The sequence below is a fragment of the uncultured Pseudomonas sp. genome, assembly GCF_913774235.1.
Lineage (GTDB): Bacteria > Pseudomonadota > Gammaproteobacteria > Pseudomonadales > Pseudomonadaceae > Chryseomonas.
Genome location: NZ_CAJYDW010000013.1, coordinates 33,060 through 55,065 on the forward strand (window position 1 = coordinate 33,060; position 22,006 = coordinate 55,065).

The following is a 22,006-nucleotide window of genomic DNA, read 5'->3' on the forward strand; positions in this document are numbered from 1 at the left end:
CTCTTCAGCCAGAACAACAACAATGGCGGTTACCTGATGAGCCTGGTCTACGACGAACGTCTCGACGGCGCCTTGCCCCGCCCGGACAAGGCGCAACTGCTGCAGCGCCTGTGCGCCGAGCTGCCCGAGCACTGCCTGCTGCACGACAGGGAAGACCTCAAACCCTACGAATGCGATGGCCTGGCGGCCTATCGCACCACGCCGCTGCTGGTGGTACTGCCGGAAACGGTGGAGCAGGTCCAGGCCACCCTGCGTCTCTGCCACGAACTCAAAGTGCCCTTGGTGGCCCGCGGCGCCGGTACCGGGCTGTCCGGTGGCGCCTTGCCGCTGGAGCAGGGCGTGCTGCTGGTGATGGCGCGCTTCAATCGCATCCTCGAAGTGGACCCCGACGGTCGTCGTGCGCGGGTCCAGCCCGGGGTACGCAACCTGGCCATCTCCCAGGCCGCGGCGCCCCATGACCTCTACTACGCCCCCGATCCCTCCTCGCAGATCGCCTGTTCCATCGGCGGCAACGTGGCCGAGAACGCCGGTGGCGTGCACTGTCTGAAATACGGTCTGACCGTGCACAACGTGCTGGCGGTGGAGATCGTCACTCTGGAAGGCGAGCGCCTGACCCTGGGCAGCGCCGCGCTGGACAGCCCCGGCTTCGACCTGCTGGCGCTGTTCACCGGTTCCGAGGGCCTACTCGGGGTGGTGGTCGAGGTGACCGTCAAACTGCTGCCCAAGCCGCCCTGTGCCCGGGTGGTGATGGCCAGCTTCGCCGATGTCGAGCGCGCCGGCGCGGCGGTGGCCGACATCATCGCCGCCGGCATCATCCCCGGTGGTCTGGAGATGATGGACAACCTGACCCTGAGAGCCGCCGAGGATTTCATCCACGCCGGCTACCCGGTAGACGCCGCCGCCATCCTGCTCTGCGAGCTGGACGGGGTGGAAGCCGATGTGGCCGCCGACATCGAACGCGTCAGCGCCCTGTTGGCCGCGGCCGGCGCCACCGAGATCCGCCTGGCGCGCGACGAGGCCGAGCGGCAGAGATTCTGGGCCGGGCGCAAGAACGCCTTTCCCGCCGTGGGTCGATTGTCGCCCGACTACTACTGCATGGACGGCACCATCCCGCGTCGTGCCCTGCCCGAGGTGCTGCGCGGCATCGAGGCGCTGTCGGCGGAATACGGCCTGGCGGTGGGTAACGTCTTCCATGCCGGCGACGGCAACCTGCACCCGCTGATCCTCTTCGATGCCAATCGTCCCGGCGAGCTGGAGCAGGCCGAGGCCCTGGGTGGGCGCATCCTCGATCTCTGCGTGGCGGTGGGCGGCACCATCACCGGCGAACACGGTGTGGGTCGCGAGAAGATCAATGCCATGTGCACCCAGTTCCAGCCGGGCGAGCTGACCTTCTTCCATGCGGTGAAGGCCGCCTTTGATGCCCCCGGGCTGCTCAATCCCGGCAAGAACGTGCCGACCCTGCACCGCTGCGCCGAATTCGGCGGCCTGCACGTGCACCACGGCCAGTTGCCCCATCCCGAACTGGAGCGTTTCTGATGGACAATCTGAACCTGCTCCTCGACCAGGTCCGCGAGGCCCTGGCCCGTCGCCAGCCGCTGCGCATCCACGGCGGCGACACCAAGGCCCGACTGGGCCGTGCGGTGGAGGGCGAGCCTTTGGACGTCAGCGTCCACCGCGGCCTGGTGCGCTACGACCCCACCGAACTGGTGGCCACGGTGCGTACCGGCACGCCGTTGGCCGAACTCAATGCCGCCCTGGCCGAACAGGGCCAGATGCTGCCCTGCGAACCGCCGCGGCTGGGGGAGGGCGCCACCGTCGGCGGCACCCTGGCCTGCGGCCTTTCCGGTCCGCGGCGGCCTTGGTCCGGCAGCCTGCGCGATTTCGTGCTGGGTACCCGCCTGATCACCGGCACCGGCGAGCACCTGAGATTCGGTGGCGAGGTGATGAAGAATGTCGCCGGCTACGACGTCTCCCGCCTGCTGGCCGGCAGCCAGGGCTGCCTGGGGGTGATCACCGAGGTGTCCTTCAAGGTACTGCCCAAGCCCCGTTGCACCCAGAGCCTGAGCCTGGAGCTGGACGCCGAGCGCGCCCTGCAGCGCCTGGCCGTCTGGGGTCGCGAAGCCCTGCCGATTTCCGCGGCCTGCCATGACGGCCAGCACCTGCACCTGCGCCTGGAAGGCGGCGAGGGCTCGGTGCGCTCGGCCGCCGATCGGCTGGGCGGTGACGCCCTGGCCGATGCCTTCTGGGACGAGCTCAACGAACAGCGCCTGGCGTTCTTCCAAGGCCCTGCGCCGCTGTGGCGGCTGTCGGTGCCGGTCAATACCCCGCTGCTGGACCTGCCCGGCACCCGCTTGCTGGATTGGGGCGGTGCCCAGTACTGGCTCAAGAGCGATGCCCTGGCCACCGTCCTGCGCGAGATCGCTGAACGAGCCGGTGGCCATGCGCTCTGCTATGCACCGGATGCCGAGCGCGAGGCCCAGCATCCGCTGCCGGCCGCGCTGCTGGACTACCACCGCCGCCTCAAGGCGCGCCTCGACCCCCAGGGGATCTTCAATCCGGGTCGGCTGTACGCCGGGCTGTAAGGAGCGAGCTATGCAAACCAATCTGAGTCCCGCCGCTCGCGAACTGCCCCGCGCCGCCGATGCCGAGCGGGTGCTGCGCAGCTGCGTGCACTGCGGCTTCTGCAACGCCACCTGCCCAACCTACCAGTTGCTTGGCGACGAGCTGGACGGTCCGCGTGGCCGGATCTACCTGATCAAGGGCATGCTCGAAGGTGGCGAGGTCAGCGAGAAGACCCGCGAGCACCTCGACCGCTGCCTGACCTGCCGCAATTGCGAGACCACCTGTCCCTCGGGCGTGTCCTATCACGAATTGCTCGACGTCGGCCGCGCCGAGGTGGAGCGCCGGGTGCCCCGGCCGCTGGGCCAGCGCCTGCTGCGCGCCGGGCTACGCCAGGTGCTGCCGCAGCCGCGGCTGTTCGGGGCGCTGCTGAAAAGCGGCCAGGCGCTGAAGCCGCTGCTGCCGGCCAGTGTCCAGGCCAAGTTGCCGGCGCGCATCGCCGCCCCCGGTGTACGGCCGGCGCCGCGCCATGCCCGGCGCATGCTGATCCTCGAAGGCTGCGTGCAGCCGGGGCTGTCGCCCAATACCAATGCCGCCGCCGCACGGGTGCTGGATCGCCTCGGCATCAGCCTGGAAGCGGCGCCCCGTGCCGGCTGCTGCGGCGCGGTTGACTACCACCTCAACGCCCAGGAGGCCGGCCTCGACCGCGCCCGGCGCAACATCGACGCCTGGTGGCCGGCGCTGCAGGCCGGCGCCGAGGCCATCATCCAGACCGCCAGCGGCTGCGGTGCCTTCGTCAAGGAATACGCCAGCCTGCTCAAGGACGATCCGGCCTATGCTGCCAAGGCGCGGGAAGTCTCGGCGCGCACCCGCGACCTGGTGGAGGTGCTGCGCGAACTGCCGCTGGAAGAATTGCGCCTGGCCAACACCCCGCGGCTGGCCTTCCATTGCCCTTGCACCCTGCAGCACGCCCAGCGCCTGGGCGGCGCCGTGGAAGGCGTGCTGCAGCGCCTCGGCTTCCCCCTGGCGCCGGTGCCGGACGGCCACCTCTGCTGCGGCTCGGCCGGTACCTATTCGCTGACCCAGCCGGACTTGTCGCGGCGGCTGCGCGACGCCAAGCTCGACGCCCTGGAGAGCGGCCGGCCGGAGGTGATCGCCACCGCCAACATCGGCTGCCAGAGCCATCTCGACGGCGCCGGGCGTACTCCCGTGCGCCACTGGATCGAAATCCTCGACGCGGCCCTGGCCGCCCCGACCCAAGCCTGACCCTGGAGGCCCCATGAAGACCAAAGCCGTGCTCACCCTCGCCGAGATCGACACCCTGCTGGCCGCCGGCCGCGCCGAAGCCGAGCGCCAGGGCTGGGCCGTGTGCATCGCCGTGGCCGACGACGGCGGTCATCCGCTGGCGCTGCTGCGCCTCGACGGCGCCGCGCCCAACAGCGCCTACATCGCCCCGGAAAAGGCCCGCAGCGCCGCCCTGGCGCGCAAGGAGTCCAAGGCGCTGGAAGAGATGATCAACAACGGCCGCACCGCCTTTCTCAGCGCGCCACTGATGCAGGGCATGCTCGAAGGCGGGGTGCCCATCCTGGTAGACGGCCAGGTGGTGGGCGCCGTCGGCGTCTCGGGCGTCAAGGCGCCGGAAGATGCCCAGGTTGCCAAGGCCGCGATTGCAGCCCTCAACTGAATTCAACGCTTCACATTAAGGAAAGCCATCATGACCGACCGTACTACCCTGGGCCGCCTGCAGGTGGCCACCGAGCTGCAGCGCTTCATCGACGAGGAAGTGCTGCCCGGCACCGGGCTCGACACCGCCGCCTTCTGGTCGGGGGTGGACCAACTGGTGCACGAGCTGGCGCCGCGCAATCGCGAACTCTTGGCCGAGCGTGATCGCCTGCAGGTGGAACTGGACAACTGGCACAGTGCCCATCCCGGCCCGGTGACCGACGTGGCCGCCTACCAGAGCTTCCTGGAAGGCATCGGCTATCTGCAGCCGGTGCCCGGCCAGGTGCAGGCCTCGACCTCGGGCGTCGACCGCGAGATCGCCGAGCAGGCCGGTCCGCAGCTGGTGGTGCCGGTGCTCAACGCCCGCTACGCCCTGAACGCCGCCAACGCCCGCTGGGGCTCGCTGTACGACGCCCTCTACGGCACCGATGCTCTGCCCGAGACCGACGGCGCCGAGCGTGGCAAGGGCTACAACCCCGTCCGCGGTGCCAAGGTGGTGGCCTTCGCCCGCCAGGTGCTGGACGGCGTGGCGCCCCTGGCCAGCGGCTCGCACCAGGACGCCACCGCCTACCGCATCCAGGACGGCCGCCTGGTGGTGGACCTCAAGAGCGGCACCAGCGAACTGGCCGATCCGGCCGTCTTCGTCGGCTACCAGGGCGATGCCGCCGCGCCCTCGGCCGTGCTGCTGCGCCATAACGGCCTACACCTGGAGATCCAGATCGACCGCGATAGCACCATCGGCAAGACCGACGCCGCCGGGGTCAAGGACCTGCTGATGGAGGCCGCGGTCAGCACCATCATGGACCTGGAAGACTCCATCGCCGCGGTGGATGCCGCCGACAAGGTCTTGGCCTATCGCAACTGGCTGGGCCTGATGAAGGGCGACCTGGCCGAGGAAGTCAGCAAGGGCGGCGAGACCTTTACCCGCCGCCTCAACTCCGACCGCGAATACCAGGGTGCCAACGGCCAGCCGCTGACCCTGCACGGGCGTTCGCTGCTGTTCATCCGTAACGTCGGCCACCTGATGACCAACCCGGCGGTGCTGCTGGAAGATGGGCGTGAGATCCCCGAGGGCATCCTCGACGCCGTGGTCACCGTGACCATCGCGATGCACGACCTCAAGCGCCAGGGCAATTCCCGCAGCGGCTCGGTGTACATCGTCAAACCCAAGATGCACGGCCCGGCCGAGGTGGCCTTTGCCGTCCAGCTGTTCGACCGTGTCGAAGCCCTGTTGGGGCTGCCGGCCAATACGGTCAAGCTGGGCATCATGGACGAGGAACGCCGCACCAGCGTCAACCTCAAGGCCTGCATCGCCGCCGCCGCGGCGCGAGTGGCCTTCATCAACACCGGCTTCCTCGACCGCACCGGCGACGAGATGCACACCGCCATGCTGGCCGGTCCCATGCTGCGCAAGGGCGACATGAAGACCTCCAAGTGGATCACCGCCTACGAGCGCAACAACGTGCTGGTCGGCCTGGCCTGCGGCCTGCGCGGCAAGGCGCAGATCGGCAAGGGCATGTGGGCCATGCCGGATCTGATGGCCGCCATGCTGGAGCAGAAGATCGGCCATCCCAAGGCCGGCGCCAACACCGCTTGGGTGCCGTCGCCCACCGCCGCCGTGCTGCACGCCCTGCATTACCACCAGGTCAACGTCCAGCAGGTACAGCAGGAACTGGAGCGCAGCGACGTCGATGCCGCCCGCGGCGAATTGCTCGCCGGGCTGCTCAGCGTGCCGGTGGCCGAGTCGCCGGACTGGTCCGCCGAAGCCATCCAGCAGGAGCTGGACAACAACTGCCAGGGCATCCTCGGCTACGTGGTGCGCTGGGTCGACCAGGGCGTGGGCTGTTCCAAGGTGCCCGACATCCATGACGTCGGCCTGATGGAAGACCGCGCCACCCTGCGCATCTCCAGCCAGCACATCGCCAACTGGCTGCACCACGGTGTGGTCAGCGCCGAACAGGTGGACGAGACGCTGCAGCGCATGGCCAAGGTGGTCGACGGCCAGAACGCCGGCGATGCGCTCTACGAGCCCATGGCCGGCCACTTCGACACGTCCTACGCCTACCGCGCCGCCCGCGACCTCATCTTCAAGGGCCGCGAGCAGCCCAGCGGCTACACCGAACCGCTGCTGCACGCCTGGCGGTTGAAGAAGAAAGCCGGGGCCTGAAGGTATGATTCTCAACGCTCGGACGTAGCTTGCGGAGCGAGCGTTGAGGCCCTTGATCCAACGCCGTATGCACCGGCTTGACGGACCTCAGGTCGTTCCCTAGTATGGATCCCAACACGGCCCCTCTCGGCTGACTCACTTAGGTGATGAAGCTGCTGAGGGGTTTTTTATTGTCTGCGTTTTACCAGTCGGCTTCCCAGCCAGGCTGGGCGCCCATGCCTGCGATGTTCAGGCCTAGGTGTGATAGCTCCGGGAAACTCAGTAGATGCGCCTTGATTCGCTGTGACCAGGTTGATCGAGGATTCACGACGTCTAGAAGATGGCGTGTCATACGCAGCAGTAGATAGCAGCGCGCCAGAGCATGGGCATTACCTATGAAAGGCTGTGTCCAAGGCGCCTCGGTCAAGGAGGGCAGCTTCGGCTGATCGACGATGTTGCGATTCCACAGTCGGCTGTGGTGCGCGCAAACATTACGTAGATAGTTGAGGCTACGTAACCAGGACGAAAAGATACGACCGTTCGATAGTCCATACTTGGCTGCAATGGCGTCCTGTTCGGTCTCTTGCAGGCCACTGTACAACGTGGACGTCGTGCCGAAATCCCAAACTTCCGCCGCTATCCAGATTGGCAAAGGCAGCCCGTACTTATCCTTGCAATGCCGAATAAAGTCTTCCTTGGAGCGGGCGATCAATTTTGCCTGACGCCCCAGCCAGTCGTGGTGGCGGCTGAGTCCGGTTCGAGGATCAAGTTTGCTGCTGAAGTCGCCGTGCAATAGTTCGGGGCGCAGGTAGGCAAAGGCGTCTCTGGCGCCGAGGCAGTAGGCGATGTCGACTCTCAAGCCGACTTCAATGCGCTCCAGGGCATCCAGCGTCAGTAGTCGTAGCTTCTTGTCGAACACATAGAGGTCGACGGCATTCTGGAAGGTGGCACCGACTTTGAAATCGTCCAGCGCCAAGGTGGTGACCCTGAGCTTTTGCGGCTTCTTACCCCTATCGAGCAACACCACGGCACCGCTTCGCTCTCGGAACGCATACCAATAGCCGCTCAGACGGTAATAGCCGATTCGGCTCAGGTAGTTGAGCGCCAACGTTCTATCGGTGATGGTCAGACCCCGTCGAGTCAATTGAGCCAGCTGATCATCCACGCTCATCCATGGCTTGGCGTATCCCGACATTGATCCATTCCTTTTGATCAGAAAGCTATGCAGAGGCTTAGCAAATAGCCTCTATCCCGAGCTGTGCGATCCCTCGGGTCTTCTCGAAGAGAGCTTAAGCAGGAGTATTCTGCGAGTAAAAGGAAAGCTCACAGTACGTTGGTGATCCAGCGGATCAGGCAGAAGCCTTTTGCTCGGGGCGGACCCTCTCCGGAACAGCATTGACGACCGCTGGCCCTCCGACCACCGCCTCTTCCCTTGCCACTGGCGAATTTTTATACTATCGGGTCACCCGTTCCCGGGATCATCATCGCCACGAGGAAGACCATGGCCCGCGTCACTGTCGAAGACTGCCTGGATAACGTAGACAACCGATTCGAGCTGGTCATGCTCGCCACCAAGCGCTCGCGCCAGCTGGCTACCGGCGGCAAGGAGCCCAAGGTACCGTGGGACAACGACAAGCCCACCGTCGTCGCCCTGCGCGAAATCGCCGAAGGCCTGGTCGACGAGGAAGTCATCCGTCTGGACGACATCGTCGAGGAAGAGCCCCTGTTCGCCGCCTTCGAAGTCAACGACGAAGCGGACGGCGAGGCCCTCTAAGCCATGGCCGCCGAGCCTGCGCATAGTGACGTCCGCCCGACCGGCATCGATTTGCTGGCCGAGCGTCTGGCGGACTACCTGACCCCGGACCAGGTCAACCTGGTCCGGCGGGCCTACTACTATGCCGAGCAGGCTCACGACGGGCAGCGCCGCCGCAGCGGCGAGCCCTACGTCACCCATCCGTTGGCCGTCGCCAACATCCTCGCCGACATGCACATGGACCATCAGAGCCTGATGGCCGCCATGCTGCACGACGTGATCGAGGACACCGGCATCGCCAAGGAGGCCCTTGCCGGCCAGTTCGGCGAGACGGTGGCGGAGCTGGTGGACGGGGTCAGCAAGCTGACCCAGATGAAGTTCGAGACCAAGGCCGAGGCCCAGGCGGAGAACTTCCAGAAGATGACCATGGCGATGTCCAAGGACATCCGCGTCATCCTGGTCAAGCTGGCCGACCGGCTGCACAACATGCGCACCCTGGACGCCATGCCGCCGGACAAGAGCCGGCGCATCGCCAAGGAAACCCTGGAAATCTACGCGCCCATCGCCAACCGGCTGGGCATGCACGATTTCTATGTAGAGTTCGAGGACCTGGGTTTCCGCGCCATGCACCCGATGCGCGCCGAACGCATCCAGCGGGCGGTCAAGACCGCACGGGGCAATCGCCGCGAGATCCTCGGCAAGATCCAGGAATCCCTGGCCAACTGCCTGGCTCGCGACGGCCTCGACGGCGAGGTGGTCGGCCGCGAGAAGCACCTGCACAGCATTTACCAGAAGATGCGCGGCAAGCGGAAGTCGTTCAACGAGATCATGGACGTCTACGGCTTCCGCATCATCGTCGACAAGGTCGACACCTGCTACCGGGTGCTCGGTGCGGTGCACAATCTTTACAAGCCGTTCCCGGGGCGCTTCAAGGACTACATCGCTATCCCCAAGGCCAACGGCTACCAGTCCCTGCACACCACCCTGTTCGGTATGCACGGCGTGCCCATCGAGATCCAGATCCGCACCCGCGAGATGGAAGAGATGGCCAACAACGGCATCGCCGCCCATGGCCTGTACAAGGCCGGTGGCGACGAGCCGCGCGCCAGCCACCTGCGGGCGCGCCAGTGGGTGAAGGGCATCCTTGAGTTGCAGCAACGTGCGGGCAACTCCTTGGAATTCATCGAGAACGTGAAGATCGACCTCTTCCCCGACGAGGTCTATGTCTTCACCCCCAAGGGCCGCATCATGGAGCTGCCCAAGGGCTCCACGGCCGTGGACTTCGCCTACGCGGTGCACACCGACGTCGGCAACAGTTGCATCGCCTGTCGCATCAACCGCCGCCTGGCGCCGCTGTCACAGCCGCTGGGCAGTGGCGAGACGGTGGAGATCGTCACCGCCCCCGGCGCCCGGCCCAATCCGGCCTGGCTCAACTTCGTGGTCACCGGCAAGGCGCGCACCAACATCCGCCACGCGCTCAAGCAGCAGCGTCGCTCCGAATCCATCAGCCTCGGCGAGCGGCTGCTGAACAAGGCGCTGTCCGGCTTCGGCACTCAGCTGTCGAAGATCTCGCCGATGCGCATCCTCTCGGTGCTCGGCGAATACAAGGGCGTGGTGCTGGAAGACCTGCTCGAAGAGATCGGCCTGGGCAATCGCATGGCCTATGTGGTGGCGCGGCGCCTGGTGTCCGGCAGCGAGCAGGAAGAGCCGCTGGAACCCCAGGCCAGCACCACTCCTCAGGGCCCGCTGGCGATCCGCGGCACCGAAGGCCTGGTGATCAGCTACGCCAAGTGCTGTACGCCGATTCCGGGCGATCCCATCGTCGGTCACCTCTCGGCCGGCAAGGGCATGGTGATCCACCTGGAAAATTGCCGGAACATTGCCGAATTCCGGCACAACAGCGAAAAGTGCATCGTGCTCAACTGGGCCAAGGACGTCACCGGCGAATTCAGCGTCGAATTGCGCGTCCAGCTGGAGCACCAGCGCGGCCTGATCGCCATGCTGGCCAACAACGTCACCGCCGTGGACGCCAATGTCGAGAAGATCGGCATGAACGAGCGTGACGGCCGGGTCAGCGTGGTCCAGCTGGTAGTCAGCGTGCGTGATCGCGTGCACCTGGCGCGAGTGATCAAGAAGCTGCGCACGCTCAAGGGCGTAGCTGGTATCACTCGGGTTCGCAGCTGAGGTTGCAGCGGGTTGCCACCGGCTTGCAGAATCGGGTCTTTCCCGCACAGGAGTGATCCATGAGCAAGCAAGTGATCCACACCGACAAGGCGCCCGCCGCCATTGGTACCTATTCCCAGGCGATCAAGGTCGGTGACACCGTCTATCTCTCCGGGCAGATCCCGCTCAACCCGACCAGCATGGAGCTGGTGGACGGCTTCGAGGCCCAGGTGGTCCAGGTCTTCGAAAACCTCAAGGCCGTTGCCGAGGCCGCCGGTGGTTCGCTGGCCGATATCGTCAAGCTGAACATCTTCCTGATCGACCTGGCCCACTTCGCCACCGTCAACGAGATCATGGGCCGCTATTTCCAGCAGCCCTATCCGGCGCGCGCTGCCATTGGTGTAGCCGCGCTGCCGAAGGGGTCGCAGGTGGAGATGGATGGGGTGTTGGTGCTGGGGTAATCAGTGGTCAATCGCGGCCATGGGCCGCTCCTACAGCAGCATGATCTCCTGTAGGAGCGGCCCATGGCCGCGATGGCCCCAGATAAAAAAAGCCGACCGTCTCGCGACGGTCGGCTTTTTTCATGCCTGCCTGCTTAGGCCGGGATGGACTTGATCTTCGGCATCCGCGCCCAGCAACGGTGCTTGGCGATGGCAGCAAAAAAGTCCTGTTGCACCGCCTTGAAGTCGCTGCCGGTCAGCAGCGCCTCGTCGGGGCTCAGGTAGACCGCCTTGAGCAGCTGCTCGGCTTCGCCGGTCAGGGCGATGGCCTTGAGGTGCTTGTAGGCTTCCAGCAGGTAGTGCTTGATCACGCCGTCATCGAGCATGGCCTTGACGCTCTCGTCGCCACCCGGCACATAGACCGCGTCCAGCGCCACCGAAGGCATGCCCTCGGCCGAGCCGTCCACGGCGACTTCGCTGCCGTCGGCGGCCTTGACCGGGCCGGCGGTGGGGCCGAGCACCTTCACATGGGCGCCTTCGGCCTTGAGCGCTTGCTTGATGGCGTCCACCTCGCTGGCGATGACGCCGTCACCCACCAACACCGCCACCTTGAAGCCCTTGATGTTACCGGACAGCAGATTGAGCTGGCTCAGCGCCGGCGACTTGTCGATGGAGATCTTGCGCGGTTGTACGGTGGGCGCGATGGGCGGGGTCACGCCGACCTTCTTGGCCACCTTCTGTGCCAGCTCCAGGTCGATGTTGGCGAGGATCTCGTTGACCTGGCGCTCGCGAATCCACATCCGCTCGACCTTGCCCAGTTCGAAGCTGTAGGCATCGGCGACGTGGGCCTGCTCGGCTTCCGACAGGCTGTTGTAGAACAGTGTGGCCTGGGAGAAGTGGTCGCCGAAGGTCTCGCTACGCTCGCGCACCTTGTAGCCATCGATGCGCTCGTAGTAGCTCTCGAAGCCGCCATCCTGGGGCGCCGGCGGGGTTTCCTTGGGCCAGCCGCCGTCGATGGAGTTGGGCTCGTAGGAGGCGCGACCCTTGTCGATGGTCATGCGGTACTTGGCGTCGCGCTGGCCATTGTGGTTCGGCACCACCGGGCGGTTGACCGGCAGTTCGTGGAAGTTCGGCCCACCGAGACGGCTGATCTGGGTGTCGGTGTAGGAGAACAACCGACCCTGCAACAGGGGGTCGTTGCTGAAGTCGATACCGGGCACGACATGGCCGGGGCAGAAGGCCACCTGCTCGGTCTCGGCGAAGTAGTTGTCCGGGTTGCGGTTGAGCACCAGCTTGCCCAGCGGGGTGATGGGCACCAGCTCCTCGGGAATGATCTTGGTGGCGTCGAGGATGTCCCAGTCGAACTTGTGCTCGTCTTCCTCGGGAATGATCTGTACGCCGAATTCCCACTCGGGATAGTCGCCGGCCTCGATGGCTTCCCAGAGGTCACGACGGTGGGCATCGGTATCCTTGCCGGCCAGCTTCTGGGCTTCGTCCCACACCAGGGAGCGCACGCCACCGGCGGGCTTGAGGTGGATCTTGACGAAGACGCCCTTGCCGGCGGTGTTGATCATGCGGAAGGTGTGGATGCCGAAGCCCTGCATGCTGCGCAGGTTCACCGGGATGGCGCGGTCGGTCATGGTCCAGAGCACCATGTGCGCCGACTCGGGCACCAGAGAGACGAAGTCCCAGAAGGTGTCGTGGGCGCTGCCGCCGGTGGGGATCTCGTTGTGCGGCTCGGGTTTCACCGCGTGGACGAAGTCGGGAAACTTGATGGCGTCTTGGATGAAGAAGACCGGCATGTTGTTGCCGACCATGTCCCAGTTGCCTTCCTCGGTGTAGAACTTGATGGCGAAGCCGCGCACGTCGCGCACCGTATCGCCTGAGCCGCGGGGGCCCTGAACGGTGGAGAAGCGGACGAACACCGGGGTCTGGTGGTTGGGGTCGCGGAACAGCGCGGCCTTGGTCAGGTCGGACCAGTCCTGGTAGGGCTGGAAGTAGCCGTAGGCACCGGTCCCGCGGGCATGGACGATACGCTCCGGGATGCGCTCGTGGTCGAAGTGGGTGATCTTCTCCCGCATGATGAAGTCTTCGAGCAGGGAAGGCCCGCGGGTGCCGGCGCGCAGCGAATTCTGGTTGTCGGCGATCTTCACGCCGTGATTGGTGCGCAGTGCCTGGCCGGTGGCATCGGAGCGGAATTGTTCCAGTTGCTCGGTTTTCTTCGAGGTGTTCTGGCGATCCAGGGTATCGGTACCGGCGAGTTCACTCTTGGGGGGCGTAGCCATGGAAAGTCCTCATCAGGCGCCTGGAAGGCGCTCTTTACGTCCCCTACGGAATGTGGGGCGAATTCAGGCAGTCCTGTAGTGACTAGCCGGTGCGAGCCGGTGTTCCGTTCAGATGGTACGAAGCGACGGGCTGTTTCCTTGGGCGCGGGATTCTCTCTGGCACTGGCCATATGCCTTTATGGGCTTAACATCCGATAACAAGTGCTAAGCAGATATAAGCGCGCACGTTAAACTGCGCGCCGGGATCACCCTCCTGTTGTCCGACGATACCCACAAGGTTCTTCCATTGATCGAATTCCATGCTGTCCACAAGACGTACCGCACGCGCGGTCGCGAGGTCGCGGCGCTCCAGCCGGTCGACCTGAGGATCGAAGCCGGCGAGATCTTCGGCCTGATCGGCCATTCCGGCGCGGGCAAGAGCACCCTTTTGCGCCTGATCAACCGTCTCGAAGCCCCCAGCGGCGGTCGCCTGCTGGTCGATGGCGCCGAGGTCACTGCCCTGGGCTCCACTGAGCTGCGCGACTTTCGTCGCCGTATCGGCATGATCTTCCAGCACTTCAATCTGCTCTCGTCCAAGACCGTGGCGGCCAACGTGGCCATGCCGCTGGAACTGGCCGGCGGGCGTTCGCGGGCGCAGATCGCCCAGCGTGTCGAGGAGTTGCTGGCACGGGTCGGCCTGTCCGACCAGGCGCGCAAGTATCCGGCGCAACTCTCCGGCGGCCAGAAGCAGCGCGTCGGCATCGCCCGCGCCCTGGCCACCGAGCCGAAGATCCTGCTCTGCGACGAGGCCACCAGCGCCCTCGACCCCCAGACCACCGCCCAGGTGCTGCAACTGCTCGCCGAGCTCAATCGCGAGCTGGGGCTGACCATCGTGCTGATCACCCACGAGATGGACGTGATCCGCCGCGTCTGCGATCGCGTCGCCGTGCTCGATGGCGGCGCCGTGGTGGAGCAGGGCGCCGTCGCCGATGTCTTCCTGCATCCGCAACATCCCACCACCCGTCGCTTCGTCTTCGAGGCCGAACACCAGGACGAAGCCGACCTGGCCGACGCCTATGCCCACGTCGAAGGCCGCATCCTGCGCCTGACCTTCCGCGGCGAAGCCACCTATGCACCGCTCCTGGGCCACGTCGCCCGCGAGACCGGTGTGGACTACAGCATTCTCGGCGGTCGCATCGACCGCATCCGGGACGAGCCCTATGGCCAGCTCACCATCGCCCTGGTGGGCGGTGACCTGGATGCCGCCCTGGCTCGCTTCCAGGCCGCCGACGTCACCGTGGAGGTCCTGCGCTGATGGACGAACTCTTCACCAACATCGACTGGGCCGAGATCGGGCAGGCGACCCAGGACACCCTGGCCATGCTCGGCTGGTCCATGCTCTTCACCCTGATCCTCGGGCTGCCGCTGGGCGTGCTGCTGTTTCTCACCAGCCGCCGCCAGCTGCTGGAGCAACCGCTGGTCTACGGCATCCTCTCCTTCGTGGTCAATGTGCTGCGCTCGGTGCCCTTCATCATCCTGCTGATCCTGATGATCCCCATCACGGTCTGGCTGATCGGCACCTCCCTGGGCGTCGAGGGCGCCATTCCGCCGCTGGTGGTGGGCGCCGCGCCCTTCTTCGCCCGGCTGGTGGAGACCGCCCTGCGCGAGGTCGACCGCGGCATCATCGAGGCCACCCAGGCCATGGGCGCCAGCCTCTGGCAGATCGTCACCCGTACGCTGTTGCCCGAGGCCCTGCCGGGGCTGATCGCGGCCACCACCGTCACCGCCATCGCCCTGGTGTCCTACACCGCCATGGCCGGGGTGATCGGCGGCGGCGGCCTGGGTGACCTGGCCATTCGTTTCGGCTACCAGCGCTTCCAGACCGACGTCATGGTGGTCACGGTGCTCTTGCTGCTGGTGCTGGTCCAGGTACTGCAGATGGTCGGCGATAGGCTCGTCGCCCATTTCAGTCGTCGTTGATCCCACCCGAAGGTCCATACAAGGAAAATCCAGATGTCGCTGAAACGTACCCTGCTGTCCCTGGCCTTCGGCCTGGGTGTCGCCACCGCCGCCCAGGCCGCCGAGACCCTGACCGTCGCGGTCAATCCGGTTCCCCACGCGGAGATCCTGGAATTCATCAAGCCGCAGCTGGCCAAGGAAGGCGTGGACCTCAAGATCAAGGTCTTCACCGACTACATCCAGCCGGATCGCCAGACCGATCAGAAGCAGGTGGATGCCAACTACTTCCAGACCAAGCCCTATTACGCCAGCTACAAGAAGAGCAATCCGAGCAGCGACCAGGTGCCGGTAGTGGCGGTGCACGTCGAGCCCTTCGGTGCCTATTCGCAGAAGATCAAGGACATCAAGGAGCTCAAGGACGGCGCCACCGTGGCCATTCCCAACGACCCGAGCAACTCCGGTCGCGCGCTGCTGCTGATCGCCAAGCAGGGCCTGATCACCCTCAAGGACCCGAGCAACGTCACCGCCACCCCGCGGGACATCGCCGAGAATCCCAAGCACCTGAAGTTCAAGGAGCTGGAAGCCGCGACTCTGCCGCGTGTGCTGAACCAGGTCGATCTGGCGCTGATCAACGCCAACTACGCCCTGGAAGCCAAGCTGGTGCCGACCAAGGACGCTATCTTCATCGAAAGCGGCGAGTCGCCCTACGCCAACCTGCTCTACACCCGTGCCGACAAGGCCAACGACCCGGCCATCCAGAAGCTGGCCAAGGCCCTGACCACCCCCGAGGTGAAGCAATTCATCGAGAAGAAGTATCAGGGCGCCGTCGTTCCCGCCTTTTAAGCCTCTGCTCCACTGCCGTCGACGCCCGCAGAGGCGCCGACGGTTCCACCCCGTTCTAGGAAACTGCCATGAAGAAACTGCTCGCCACCGCTGCCCTGCTGGCCGCCAGCCTGACCGCCCACGCCGCCGAGACCCTCAGCGTCGCCGCCACCCCGGTGCCCCACGCCGAGATCCTTGAATTCGTCAAACCCCAACTGGCCAAGGAAGGGGTGGACCTGCAGATCAAGGTCTTCACCGACTACGTGCAGCCCAACCTGCAGGTGGCCCAGAAGCGTCTGGACGCCAACTTCTTCCAGCACCAGCCCTACCTGGACGAATTCAACAAGAGCCGCGGTACCGACCTGGTGACCGTCGCCCAGGTGCATGTCGAGCCCTTCGGCATCTACTCGCAAAAGATCAAGAAGCTCGACGAACTGCGCGAAGGCGCCGTCGTGGCCATCCCCAGCGACGCCACCAACGGCGGCCGTGCCCTGCTGCTGCTGGAAAAGGCCGGGCTGATCAAGCTCAAGAACAGCGCCAACATCCTCGCCACGCCCAAGGACATCGCCGAGAATCCGAAGAAGCTCAAGTTCAAGGAGCTGGAAGCCGCGACCCTGCCGCGGGTGCTGAACCAGGTCGACCTGGCGCTGATCAACACCAACTACGCTCTGGAAGCCAAGCTCAATCCGACCCAGGACGCCCTGCTGCTGGAAGGCAAGGAATCGCCCTACGCCAACATCCTGGTCGCCCGTCCGGACAACAAGGACAGCGATGCCGTGCAGAAGCTGGCCAAGGCGCTGAACACCCCGGCGGTGAAGCAATTCATCGAAGAGAAGTACAAGGGCGCCGTGGTGCCGGCGTTCTGAGCTTTGCCACCATAGAAAACGCCGGCCTTGCGCCGGCGTTTTCTATGGTGAATGGGCAGGGCCGGGTCATTTGAACCAGCTACTCGCCTCTTTTTCCCGCGCAGCGCCTTCGCTCTGCATCAGAGTCTTGGCGCCTTCGGACAGATTGCGGTTGGCGTCAGCCCGCGACTGGATCTCATCGGTGCGCGCCGCTTCCCCGTGCAGCTCCTGGTCGATGAATTCGCCGCTGCGCTCGGTACGGGTCTTGAGCTGGGTGAGACGAAGCTTGCGCTCCTCGATATCCAGGCGACGCAACTCATCTTCGTAAACCTGTTCACGGCGCTTGTCGGCGCGGCGCTCGGCTTCGCGGGAGGCGCGTGCGGCTTCGATACGCCGCTTTTCGGCCAGCCAGTGATCGTACTCCCACTGCCAGGCCGCCTGCTGCTCGCGCAGGCGGTATTCCCACTCGGCGCGGCGTTCGGCTTGCTGGCCCAGCTCGGCTTGACGCACGGTGTCGATTTGGGTCTGTAAGTCGGCGGCTGTGGCGGTCGTCACCAGCAGCAGGGCTGCAATCAAGAGAAAGGCACGCATGTCTTACTCCTACCTGGCGACAGGACAGGTGGCATTGGGCTGGATTCGCGTTTCCGTAGGCGAGGAAGCCACCATGATCGCCGTGCCCGGCGCGAACTGGCAGGGTAGGCCGACCTGGGCCGAGTTGAAGGTCTCGCCGGCGTCGGCATAGGTGATGGAGACGCCATCGACCAGGCGGGTGTGGGGCAGCACCGAACCGCCGGCCGCGCCGAGCGCTCCGCCGCCTATACCGCCCAGCATCCCGCCGCCCGCACCACCCAGGCTGTTGCCCAGCACGGCGCCCGTCACCACCCCCAGCAGGGCGCCGATCAGTTGGGTGTTTTGCTGGGAACTGGTGTCGTTGACTTCGATCTTCGCCGGCAGGATGGCTAGGATGTTGACCGTTCTCGCCAACTGTCGGGCATTCACCTGATTCACGGTGTAGACATTGGATGCGTAGTTGTCGGCATTCGGGGTCTGGCAGCCGCTCAGGCTTGCCAGAGCCATGACAAGACCCGTGATTCCCCATCCTTTGTACTGCATGAGCATTTCCTTATGAGCGCCAGCAAGAGCGCCGGAGCCTGGTGTTCCGGCGTGACGATACGTCCAGGGACAGATGGGAAAGGAAAAGGGGGGACTAAGAGGGGGAACGTCCGTTTCTCTTTACGCCTGTCCTGACTGTGAACAGGTTAACAGATGGGGTCGTCTAGGCAGCGTCAGCACATTGAAAATTACGTCAACCCACCGCGGCCGGCACGCTCCCCCGGCGCCCGATGATCACCAGCAGCACCGCCGCTCCTATCGCCATCAGCAGCGGCAGGGCATGGCCGGTGAGCCACTGGCTGGCGGCGCCGGTGAGCAGCGGGCCGACCAGGCAGCCGAGGCCCCAGAGCTGGGCGATGCAGGCATTGGCGCGGACCAGTTCGGCGTCGCGGTAGCGCTCGCCCACCAGGATCAGCGCCAGGGTGAATAACCCGCCCGCAGTGGCACCGAACAGCACCAGCAGGGGCCAGACGCCGAAGGTGTGCAGCAGCGCCGGTAGCGCCAGGCTGACCGCCAGCAGTCCCAGGGCGCAGCCGAGGAACAGCCCCTGGCGTGAAAGACGGTCGGCGAGCAGGCCCAGGGGAAGCTGCAGCAGGGCATCGCCCACCACCACGGCGCTGACCATGTATAGCGCCAGTTGCTGACCGAAGCCCTGGTTGAGGGCATAGACCGGCAGCAGGGTGAGGATCATCGCCTCGAAGCAGGCGAACAGTGCCACGGCCCAGGCGATGGCCGGGGCGCCGCGGCAGAAATCCAGCAGCGCTCGCCAGGCCGCGGTATGGCCGCCCGCGGCCGGCGCGCCCTGGCGACCGAGCAGCAGGGCGGCACCGCCGAGCATGAGCAGGGCGCCGAGCCAGAAGCCCTGATCGCCTTCGGTACCCAGCACGCCGAGCAGCAGCGGACCGGCCAGCTGGCTCAGGGCGTAGGCGCTGCCGTAGAGGGCCACCAGCCGGCCGCGCCAGTGATCGGTGATGACCTGGTTCATCCAGCTCTCGCCGAGCACGAAGACCAGGGTGAGGATGGCGCCCAGGGCCAGGCGCAGGAGCAGCCACAGGGCATAGCTGGGCAGCAGCGACAGCAGGATCAGCGAGCCGGCGCCGCTCACCAGGCACAGCTGCATCAGCCGTGGCGTGCCGACCCAGGTGGCGAGGCGGCCGGCCAGGCTGGCGCCGGTGAGGATGCCGATGGCCGGGGCCGCGGCCATGACGCCGATGGCGAAGCTGCCGTAGCCCCAGCTTTCCAGGCGCAGCGACACCAGGGGCATCGACAGGCCGATGGCCAGCCCTACGCTGATGACGCTGCCCAGCACGGCGAAATAGATGGCCCAGGGCATAGGCGCGGATGAAGTACTCATGGGCTCAGCTTATCTGAAGACAGCGGGTCGCCGGCTATGGAGCCTTGGCTGCTCGTGCGGGTTCCGGCGCGGTTGGCCTTTGCCGGGCTTTCGCGTAGCGTGCGCCCTACCGGAAGCTGGATGAGAGACAGACAGAAAATGCGCAAATGGCAATGCATCGTATGCGGCTATATCTACGATGAGGCCCAGGGCTGGCCCGATGACGGCATCGCCCCCGGCACCCGCTGGGAAGACGTACCGGAAGACTGGCTCTGCCCGGATTGTGGCGTGGGCAAGGCTGACTTCGAGATGATCGAAATCGGCTGATCCCGCATCGCCGGGTCCTGTTGGTAATAACTAGTAATAAAGAGCAACAAAAAAGGCATCGCGAGAGCGATGCCTTTTGGCTGTAGCGGCCATCCCTGCCACGCGATTCTCAGCCTTCGATGCTGTCCTTCAGTGCCTTGCCGGGCTTGAACGCCACCGTATTGCTCGCCCGGATCTTGACCGGCTCGCCGGTCTGGGGATTCTTCCCCATGCGGGCGCCACGGTGACGCGGCAGGAAGGTACCGAAGCCGACCAGCGTCACGCTGTCCTTGCGGTGCAGCGCGTTCGCGATCTCGTCCAACAGCGTATTGAGCACGGTGTTGGCTTGTTCCTTTGGAAGTCCGACTTTTTCAGCGATCACAGTTGCCAGTTCTGGCTTGCGCATAACTACCTCTCGTGGAGTCATTTTTAGCCGTGCGGGCCTCGCATGGCTCTCCTGGCAAAGCGATTCCCCCAAGGTAGAGGGTGGCCCGACACCAATAACGTTGGTGCGACAAAAGTCGAACCAGATAGCGTTATAAGGCAAAGCACGCACAAGCGAAAGTTAATTAGCAGACTATTAGCCGTTGGTAGGATGACTGATCATTTCTTCGCCAACTGTGCGGCATTCCAGGCACTATTAGTGGACGAAATGTCCACCGTTCGGCGGATCAGGGTGGTTCGGCGTTTGACTGCGGTGGCTCTAGATGGCTGCTGTGCGTGGCCGCCAGGGGAATTCCAGGATGGTGGACTCGTGCTGGGCGGGACGACCGCCGGGGCGAGGGGCCGAGGCGTGGCATGAATGAACGGCGCGATGGGAGCGATGGCGAAGCGCCAGGCGCACCTGGCGGCCGAGGCATGCCGTCCGGAGGAAGGCGCTGGAGCGTCCTGGGGACGCTCCAGCGTGGCGGTCAGGCCGGCGCCTGGGTGGCCATCACCGGCTGACTGGCGGGTGCCTGGCCTTCCAGGCGGCGCTCCAGGGCCTTGGCCTCGATCACCAAGCGCATGCCATTGCTGGCCTGGGTGCGGCCCCAGTCCTCCAGCAATTCCATACAGGCATGATCGATATAGGAAACCCGATCCAGCGGCACGTGCAGGGTGGTGCCCGGCTTGACCTGCTCAAGCACCTTGGTCAGTTGGGGGACGCGCAGGAAGGTAGCGGCGCCCACCAGACGCAGCTCGGCCTGCTGCGGATCGTCCTCGCGGTAGGTGAGGCTGACCTTGAGCTGCGCCGCCTTGATTGCCAGGAAGGCGATGGACAGGCCAAAGCCCACCAGCACCCCGGTCAGCAGGTCGGTGGCGACGATCATCAGCGCGGTCAGCGCATAGATGGCCATGGGCGCGCGGCCATAACGCTTGAGTCCGGTCAGCGACTTGGGATCGGCCAGCTTGACCCCGGTGAACACCAGTACCCCGGCCAGGCTCGCCACGGGGACCAGCTTGAGGACGAAGGGCAGGGCGGCGACGAAAGCCAGCAGCCAGAGGCCGTGGAAGATGGTGGAGGCCCGGCTGGTGGCGCCGGCCTGGACATTGGCCGAGCTGCGCACGATGACCCCGGTCATGGGCAGGGCGCCCACCGCGCCGCACAGTAGGTTGCCGACGCCCTGGGCGCCCAGTTCGCGGTCGAAGTGCGAGCGCGGGCCGTTGTGCATGCGATCCACCGCAGCGGCGGAGAGCAGGGTCTCGGCACTGGCGATGAAGGCCAGCGCCAAGGCGGCCACCACCAGCTCGGCGTTGGCCAACATTCCTAGATCGGCGAAGGTCACCCAGTCGATGGCGTCGGCCAGATTGTTGGGTACCTCGACGCGGCGGATGTCCAGGGCCAGCCAAAGACTGGCCAGGGTCGCCAGGGTCACGCCGATCAGGGCGCCAGGGAGGAATCTCAGGGTCTGCGGGCGAAATTTCTCCCATAGCCACATGCTGGCGATGGTCAGCAGACCGATCAGGGCCGCCTGGGCACCACTGCCACTGCCGTTCCACTGGCTGGCGGCCTCGACCGCAGCGCCGGGGAAGGCCAGCAGGTTGGACAGCCCCGACGCCGCCGGCTTGGCGTCCAGCATCACGTGCAGTTGCGAGAGCACGATGAGGATACCGATACCGGCCAGCATGCCGTAGACCACCGCGGGCGAGGTGACGCGGAACCAGGCGCCCAGGCGGGTGAAGCCGGCGACCAGTTGTAGCAGACCAGCCAGCAGCAACACCGGCCCCAGGGCTTCGATGCCATGGCGATTGATCAGGTCGAACACCAGCACCACCAGGCCCGCGGCCGGGCCACTGACTTGGAGCGGCGAGCCGGCGAGAAAGCCCACCACCAGGCCGCCGATGATACCGGTGATGATGCCCTTGGCCGGCGGCATGCCGGAGGCGATGGCGATGCCCATGCACAGCGGCAGGGCGACCAGGAATACCACCAGGGAGGCCAGGGCATCGCGCGACAGGCTGCGCCCGGGGGTTGGTTGATTGGCAAGCATGGTCCTAGTCCTCCAGCGACTCGGGATAAAAGGGTGCTCGCGCGTCATATCACGTCGTATGACACGGTGCGTTCCAGGCAGAGTTCAGATCGGTGGGCGAGTCCCGTGGA

Annotated in this window: 20 protein-coding genes; 13 read left to right on the forward strand and 7 right to left on the reverse strand. The window is 65.5% G+C overall.

The window, feature by feature from the left end; translation table 11 throughout:
• Positions 1-36: 36 nt before the first annotated feature.
• Genes glcD through QZ471_RS14110 form a run of 5 tightly spaced genes read left to right on the forward strand, consistent with a single transcriptional unit; the run spans position 37 to position 6,448 of the window.
• Positions 37-1,536, forward strand: coding sequence for a glycolate oxidase subunit GlcD (gene glcD / locus QZ471_RS14090; RefSeq protein WP_295465002.1), 1,500 nt, complete (start codon positions 37-39; stop codon positions 1,534-1,536).
• Positions 1,536-2,582, forward strand: a complete 1,047-nt coding sequence (gene glcE / locus QZ471_RS14095; RefSeq protein WP_295464782.1) for a glycolate oxidase subunit GlcE — start codon at positions 1,536-1,538, stop codon at positions 2,580-2,582. Before glcD ends, glcE begins: the two co-directional genes overlap by 1 nt.
• Before the next feature lie 10 nt (positions 2,583-2,592).
• Positions 2,593-3,825, forward strand: coding sequence for a glycolate oxidase subunit GlcF (gene glcF / locus QZ471_RS14100; RefSeq protein ID WP_295464784.1), 1,233 nt, complete (start codon positions 2,593-2,595; stop codon positions 3,823-3,825).
• 13 nt (positions 3,826-3,838) lie between these two features.
• Positions 3,839-4,243 carry a heme-binding protein gene (locus QZ471_RS14105; protein ID WP_058760429.1) on the forward strand — a complete coding sequence of 135 codons (405 nt, stop codon included), beginning with the start codon at positions 3,839-3,841 and terminating at the stop codon, positions 4,241-4,243.
• Positions 4,244-4,273: 30 nt separating this feature from the next.
• Positions 4,274-6,448 carry a malate synthase G gene (locus QZ471_RS14110; RefSeq protein ID WP_295464787.1) on the forward strand — a complete coding sequence of 725 codons (2,175 nt, stop codon included), beginning with the start codon at positions 4,274-4,276 and terminating at the stop codon, positions 6,446-6,448.
• 181 nt (positions 6,449-6,629) lie between these two features.
• On the opposite strand, the gene QZ471_RS14115 is transcribed toward QZ471_RS14110, so the two are convergent.
• The gene (locus QZ471_RS14115) at positions 6,630-7,622 is read right to left on the reverse strand and encodes an Abi family protein (RefSeq protein ID WP_295464788.1); all 993 of its coding nucleotides are present in this window, start codon (positions 7,620-7,622) and stop codon (positions 6,630-6,632) included.
• A 306-nt stretch (positions 7,623-7,928) separates the two neighbouring features.
• On the opposite strand from QZ471_RS14115, the gene rpoZ reads away from it, so the two are divergent.
• Genes rpoZ through QZ471_RS14130 form a run of 3 tightly spaced genes read left to right on the forward strand, consistent with a single transcriptional unit; the run spans position 7,929 to position 10,804 of the window.
• Complete coding sequence (rpoZ, locus tag QZ471_RS14120; RefSeq protein WP_017639297.1) at positions 7,929-8,201, forward strand: DNA-directed RNA polymerase subunit omega; 273 nt, start codon at positions 7,929-7,931, stop codon at positions 8,199-8,201.
• Between the two features lie 3 nt (positions 8,202-8,204).
• On the forward strand, positions 8,205-10,364 hold the full coding sequence (gene spoT, locus QZ471_RS14125; RefSeq protein ID WP_295464792.1) for a bifunctional GTP diphosphokinase/guanosine-3',5'-bis pyrophosphate 3'-pyrophosphohydrolase: 2,160 nt from the start codon (positions 8,205-8,207) through the stop codon (positions 10,362-10,364).
• Between the two features lie 59 nt (positions 10,365-10,423).
• Positions 10,424-10,804 carry a RidA family protein gene (locus QZ471_RS14130; protein WP_271653379.1) on the forward strand — a complete coding sequence of 127 codons (381 nt, stop codon included), beginning with the start codon at positions 10,424-10,426 and terminating at the stop codon, positions 10,802-10,804.
• Positions 10,805-10,938: 134 nt separating this feature from the next.
• Here the strand turns inward: QZ471_RS14130 and katE are convergent, their stop codons facing one another.
• Positions 10,939-13,068, reverse strand: a complete 2,130-nt coding sequence (gene katE, locus QZ471_RS14135; protein ID WP_295464796.1) for a catalase HPII — start codon at positions 13,066-13,068, stop codon at positions 10,939-10,941.
• Positions 13,069-13,354: 286 nt separating this feature from the next.
• Between katE and QZ471_RS14140 the strand changes: the two genes are divergently transcribed.
• From QZ471_RS14140 to QZ471_RS14155, 4 genes are all read left to right on the forward strand, one after another.
• Complete coding sequence (locus QZ471_RS14140) at positions 13,355-14,362, forward strand: methionine ABC transporter ATP-binding protein (protein WP_295465005.1); 1,008 nt, start codon at positions 13,355-13,357, stop codon at positions 14,360-14,362.
• A complete protein-coding gene (locus tag QZ471_RS14145; RefSeq protein ID WP_295464798.1) occupies positions 14,362-15,027 on the forward strand; it encodes a methionine ABC transporter permease in 666 nt (221 codons plus the stop codon). Before QZ471_RS14140 ends, QZ471_RS14145 begins: the two co-directional genes overlap by 1 nt.
• Positions 15,028-15,060: 33 nt before the next feature.
• Positions 15,061-15,849 (forward strand): MetQ/NlpA family ABC transporter substrate-binding protein, encoded by a 789-nt coding sequence (locus QZ471_RS14150; RefSeq protein ID WP_295464800.1) that lies wholly within the window; start codon positions 15,061-15,063, stop codon positions 15,847-15,849.
• Between the two features lie 68 nt (positions 15,850-15,917).
• Positions 15,918-16,694 (forward strand): MetQ/NlpA family ABC transporter substrate-binding protein, encoded by a 777-nt coding sequence (locus tag QZ471_RS14155; RefSeq protein WP_295464802.1) that lies wholly within the window; start codon positions 15,918-15,920, stop codon positions 16,692-16,694.
• A 66-nt stretch (positions 16,695-16,760) separates the two neighbouring features.
• Here the strand turns inward: QZ471_RS14155 and QZ471_RS14160 are convergent, their stop codons facing one another.
• The 3 genes from QZ471_RS14160 to QZ471_RS14170 form a co-directional block, all read right to left on the reverse strand.
• Positions 16,761-17,264 carry a DUF5384 family protein gene (locus tag QZ471_RS14160; protein ID WP_295464804.1) on the reverse strand — a complete coding sequence of 168 codons (504 nt, stop codon included), beginning with the start codon at positions 17,262-17,264 and terminating at the stop codon, positions 16,761-16,763.
• A 9-nt stretch (positions 17,265-17,273) separates the two neighbouring features.
• A complete protein-coding gene (locus QZ471_RS14165; protein WP_295464806.1) occupies positions 17,274-17,750 on the reverse strand; it encodes a hypothetical protein in 477 nt (158 codons plus the stop codon).
• 229 nt (positions 17,751-17,979) lie between these two features.
• The gene (locus tag QZ471_RS14170; protein ID WP_295465007.1) at positions 17,980-19,119 is read right to left on the reverse strand and encodes an MFS transporter; all 1,140 of its coding nucleotides are present in this window, start codon (positions 19,117-19,119) and stop codon (positions 17,980-17,982) included.
• Positions 19,120-19,278: 159 nt separating this feature from the next.
• Between QZ471_RS14170 and QZ471_RS14175 the strand changes: the two genes are divergently transcribed.
• Positions 19,279-19,446, forward strand: a complete 168-nt coding sequence (locus tag QZ471_RS14175) for a rubredoxin (RefSeq protein ID WP_295464808.1) — start codon at positions 19,279-19,281, stop codon at positions 19,444-19,446.
• 109 nt (positions 19,447-19,555) lie between these two features.
• On the opposite strand, the gene QZ471_RS14180 is transcribed toward QZ471_RS14175, so the two are convergent.
• Positions 19,556-19,831 carry an HU family DNA-binding protein gene (locus QZ471_RS14180; protein ID WP_059230413.1) on the reverse strand — a complete coding sequence of 92 codons (276 nt, stop codon included), beginning with the start codon at positions 19,829-19,831 and terminating at the stop codon, positions 19,556-19,558.
• Between the two features lie 505 nt (positions 19,832-20,336).
• Complete coding sequence (locus QZ471_RS14185; protein WP_295464810.1) at positions 20,337-21,896, reverse strand: SulP family inorganic anion transporter; 1,560 nt, start codon at positions 21,894-21,896, stop codon at positions 20,337-20,339.
• Between the last annotated feature and the right edge of the window lie 110 nt (positions 21,897-22,006).

What these genes read in the sequence shown, in the direction of transcription:
- glcD (WP_295465002.1), top strand. Translation starts at nt 37, where the DNA reads ATGAGCCTGGTCTACGACGAACGTCTCGACGGCGCCTTGCCCCGCCCG.
- glcE (WP_295464782.1), top strand. Translation starts at nt 1,536, where the DNA reads ATGGACAATCTGAACCTGCTCCTCGACCAGGTCCGCGAGGCCCTGGCC.
- glcF (WP_295464784.1), top strand. Translation starts at nt 2,593, where the DNA reads ATGCAAACCAATCTGAGTCCCGCCGCTCGCGAACTGCCCCGCGCCGCC.
- QZ471_RS14105 (WP_058760429.1), top strand. Translation starts at nt 3,839, where the DNA reads ATGAAGACCAAAGCCGTGCTCACCCTCGCCGAGATCGACACCCTGCTG.
- QZ471_RS14110 (WP_295464787.1), top strand. Translation starts at nt 4,274, where the DNA reads ATGACCGACCGTACTACCCTGGGCCGCCTGCAGGTGGCCACCGAGCTG.
- QZ471_RS14115 (WP_295464788.1), bottom strand. Translation starts at nt 7,622, where the DNA reads ATGTCGGGATACGCCAAGCCATGGATGAGCGTGGATGATCAGCTGGCT.
- rpoZ (WP_017639297.1), top strand. Translation starts at nt 7,929, where the DNA reads ATGGCCCGCGTCACTGTCGAAGACTGCCTGGATAACGTAGACAACCGA.
- spoT (WP_295464792.1), top strand. Translation starts at nt 8,205, where the DNA reads ATGGCCGCCGAGCCTGCGCATAGTGACGTCCGCCCGACCGGCATCGAT.
- QZ471_RS14130 (WP_271653379.1), top strand. Translation starts at nt 10,424, where the DNA reads ATGAGCAAGCAAGTGATCCACACCGACAAGGCGCCCGCCGCCATTGGT.
- katE (WP_295464796.1), bottom strand. Translation starts at nt 13,068, where the DNA reads ATGGCTACGCCCCCCAAGAGTGAACTCGCCGGTACCGATACCCTGGAT.
- QZ471_RS14145 (WP_295464798.1), top strand. Translation starts at nt 14,362, where the DNA reads ATGGACGAACTCTTCACCAACATCGACTGGGCCGAGATCGGGCAGGCG.
- QZ471_RS14150 (WP_295464800.1), top strand. Translation starts at nt 15,061, where the DNA reads ATGTCGCTGAAACGTACCCTGCTGTCCCTGGCCTTCGGCCTGGGTGTC.
- QZ471_RS14155 (WP_295464802.1), top strand. Translation starts at nt 15,918, where the DNA reads ATGAAGAAACTGCTCGCCACCGCTGCCCTGCTGGCCGCCAGCCTGACC.
- QZ471_RS14160 (WP_295464804.1), bottom strand. Translation starts at nt 17,264, where the DNA reads ATGCGTGCCTTTCTCTTGATTGCAGCCCTGCTGCTGGTGACGACCGCC.
- QZ471_RS14165 (WP_295464806.1), bottom strand. Translation starts at nt 17,750, where the DNA reads ATGGCTCTGGCAAGCCTGAGCGGCTGCCAGACCCCGAATGCCGACAAC.
- QZ471_RS14170 (WP_295465007.1), bottom strand. Translation starts at nt 19,119, where the DNA reads ATGCCCTGGGCCATCTATTTCGCCGTGCTGGGCAGCGTCATCAGCGTA.
- QZ471_RS14175 (WP_295464808.1), top strand. Translation starts at nt 19,279, where the DNA reads ATGCGCAAATGGCAATGCATCGTATGCGGCTATATCTACGATGAGGCC.
- QZ471_RS14180 (WP_059230413.1), bottom strand. Translation starts at nt 19,831, where the DNA reads ATGCGCAAGCCAGAACTGGCAACTGTGATCGCTGAAAAAGTCGGACTT.
- QZ471_RS14185 (WP_295464810.1), bottom strand. Translation starts at nt 21,896, where the DNA reads ATGCTTGCCAATCAACCAACCCCCGGGCGCAGCCTGTCGCGCGATGCC.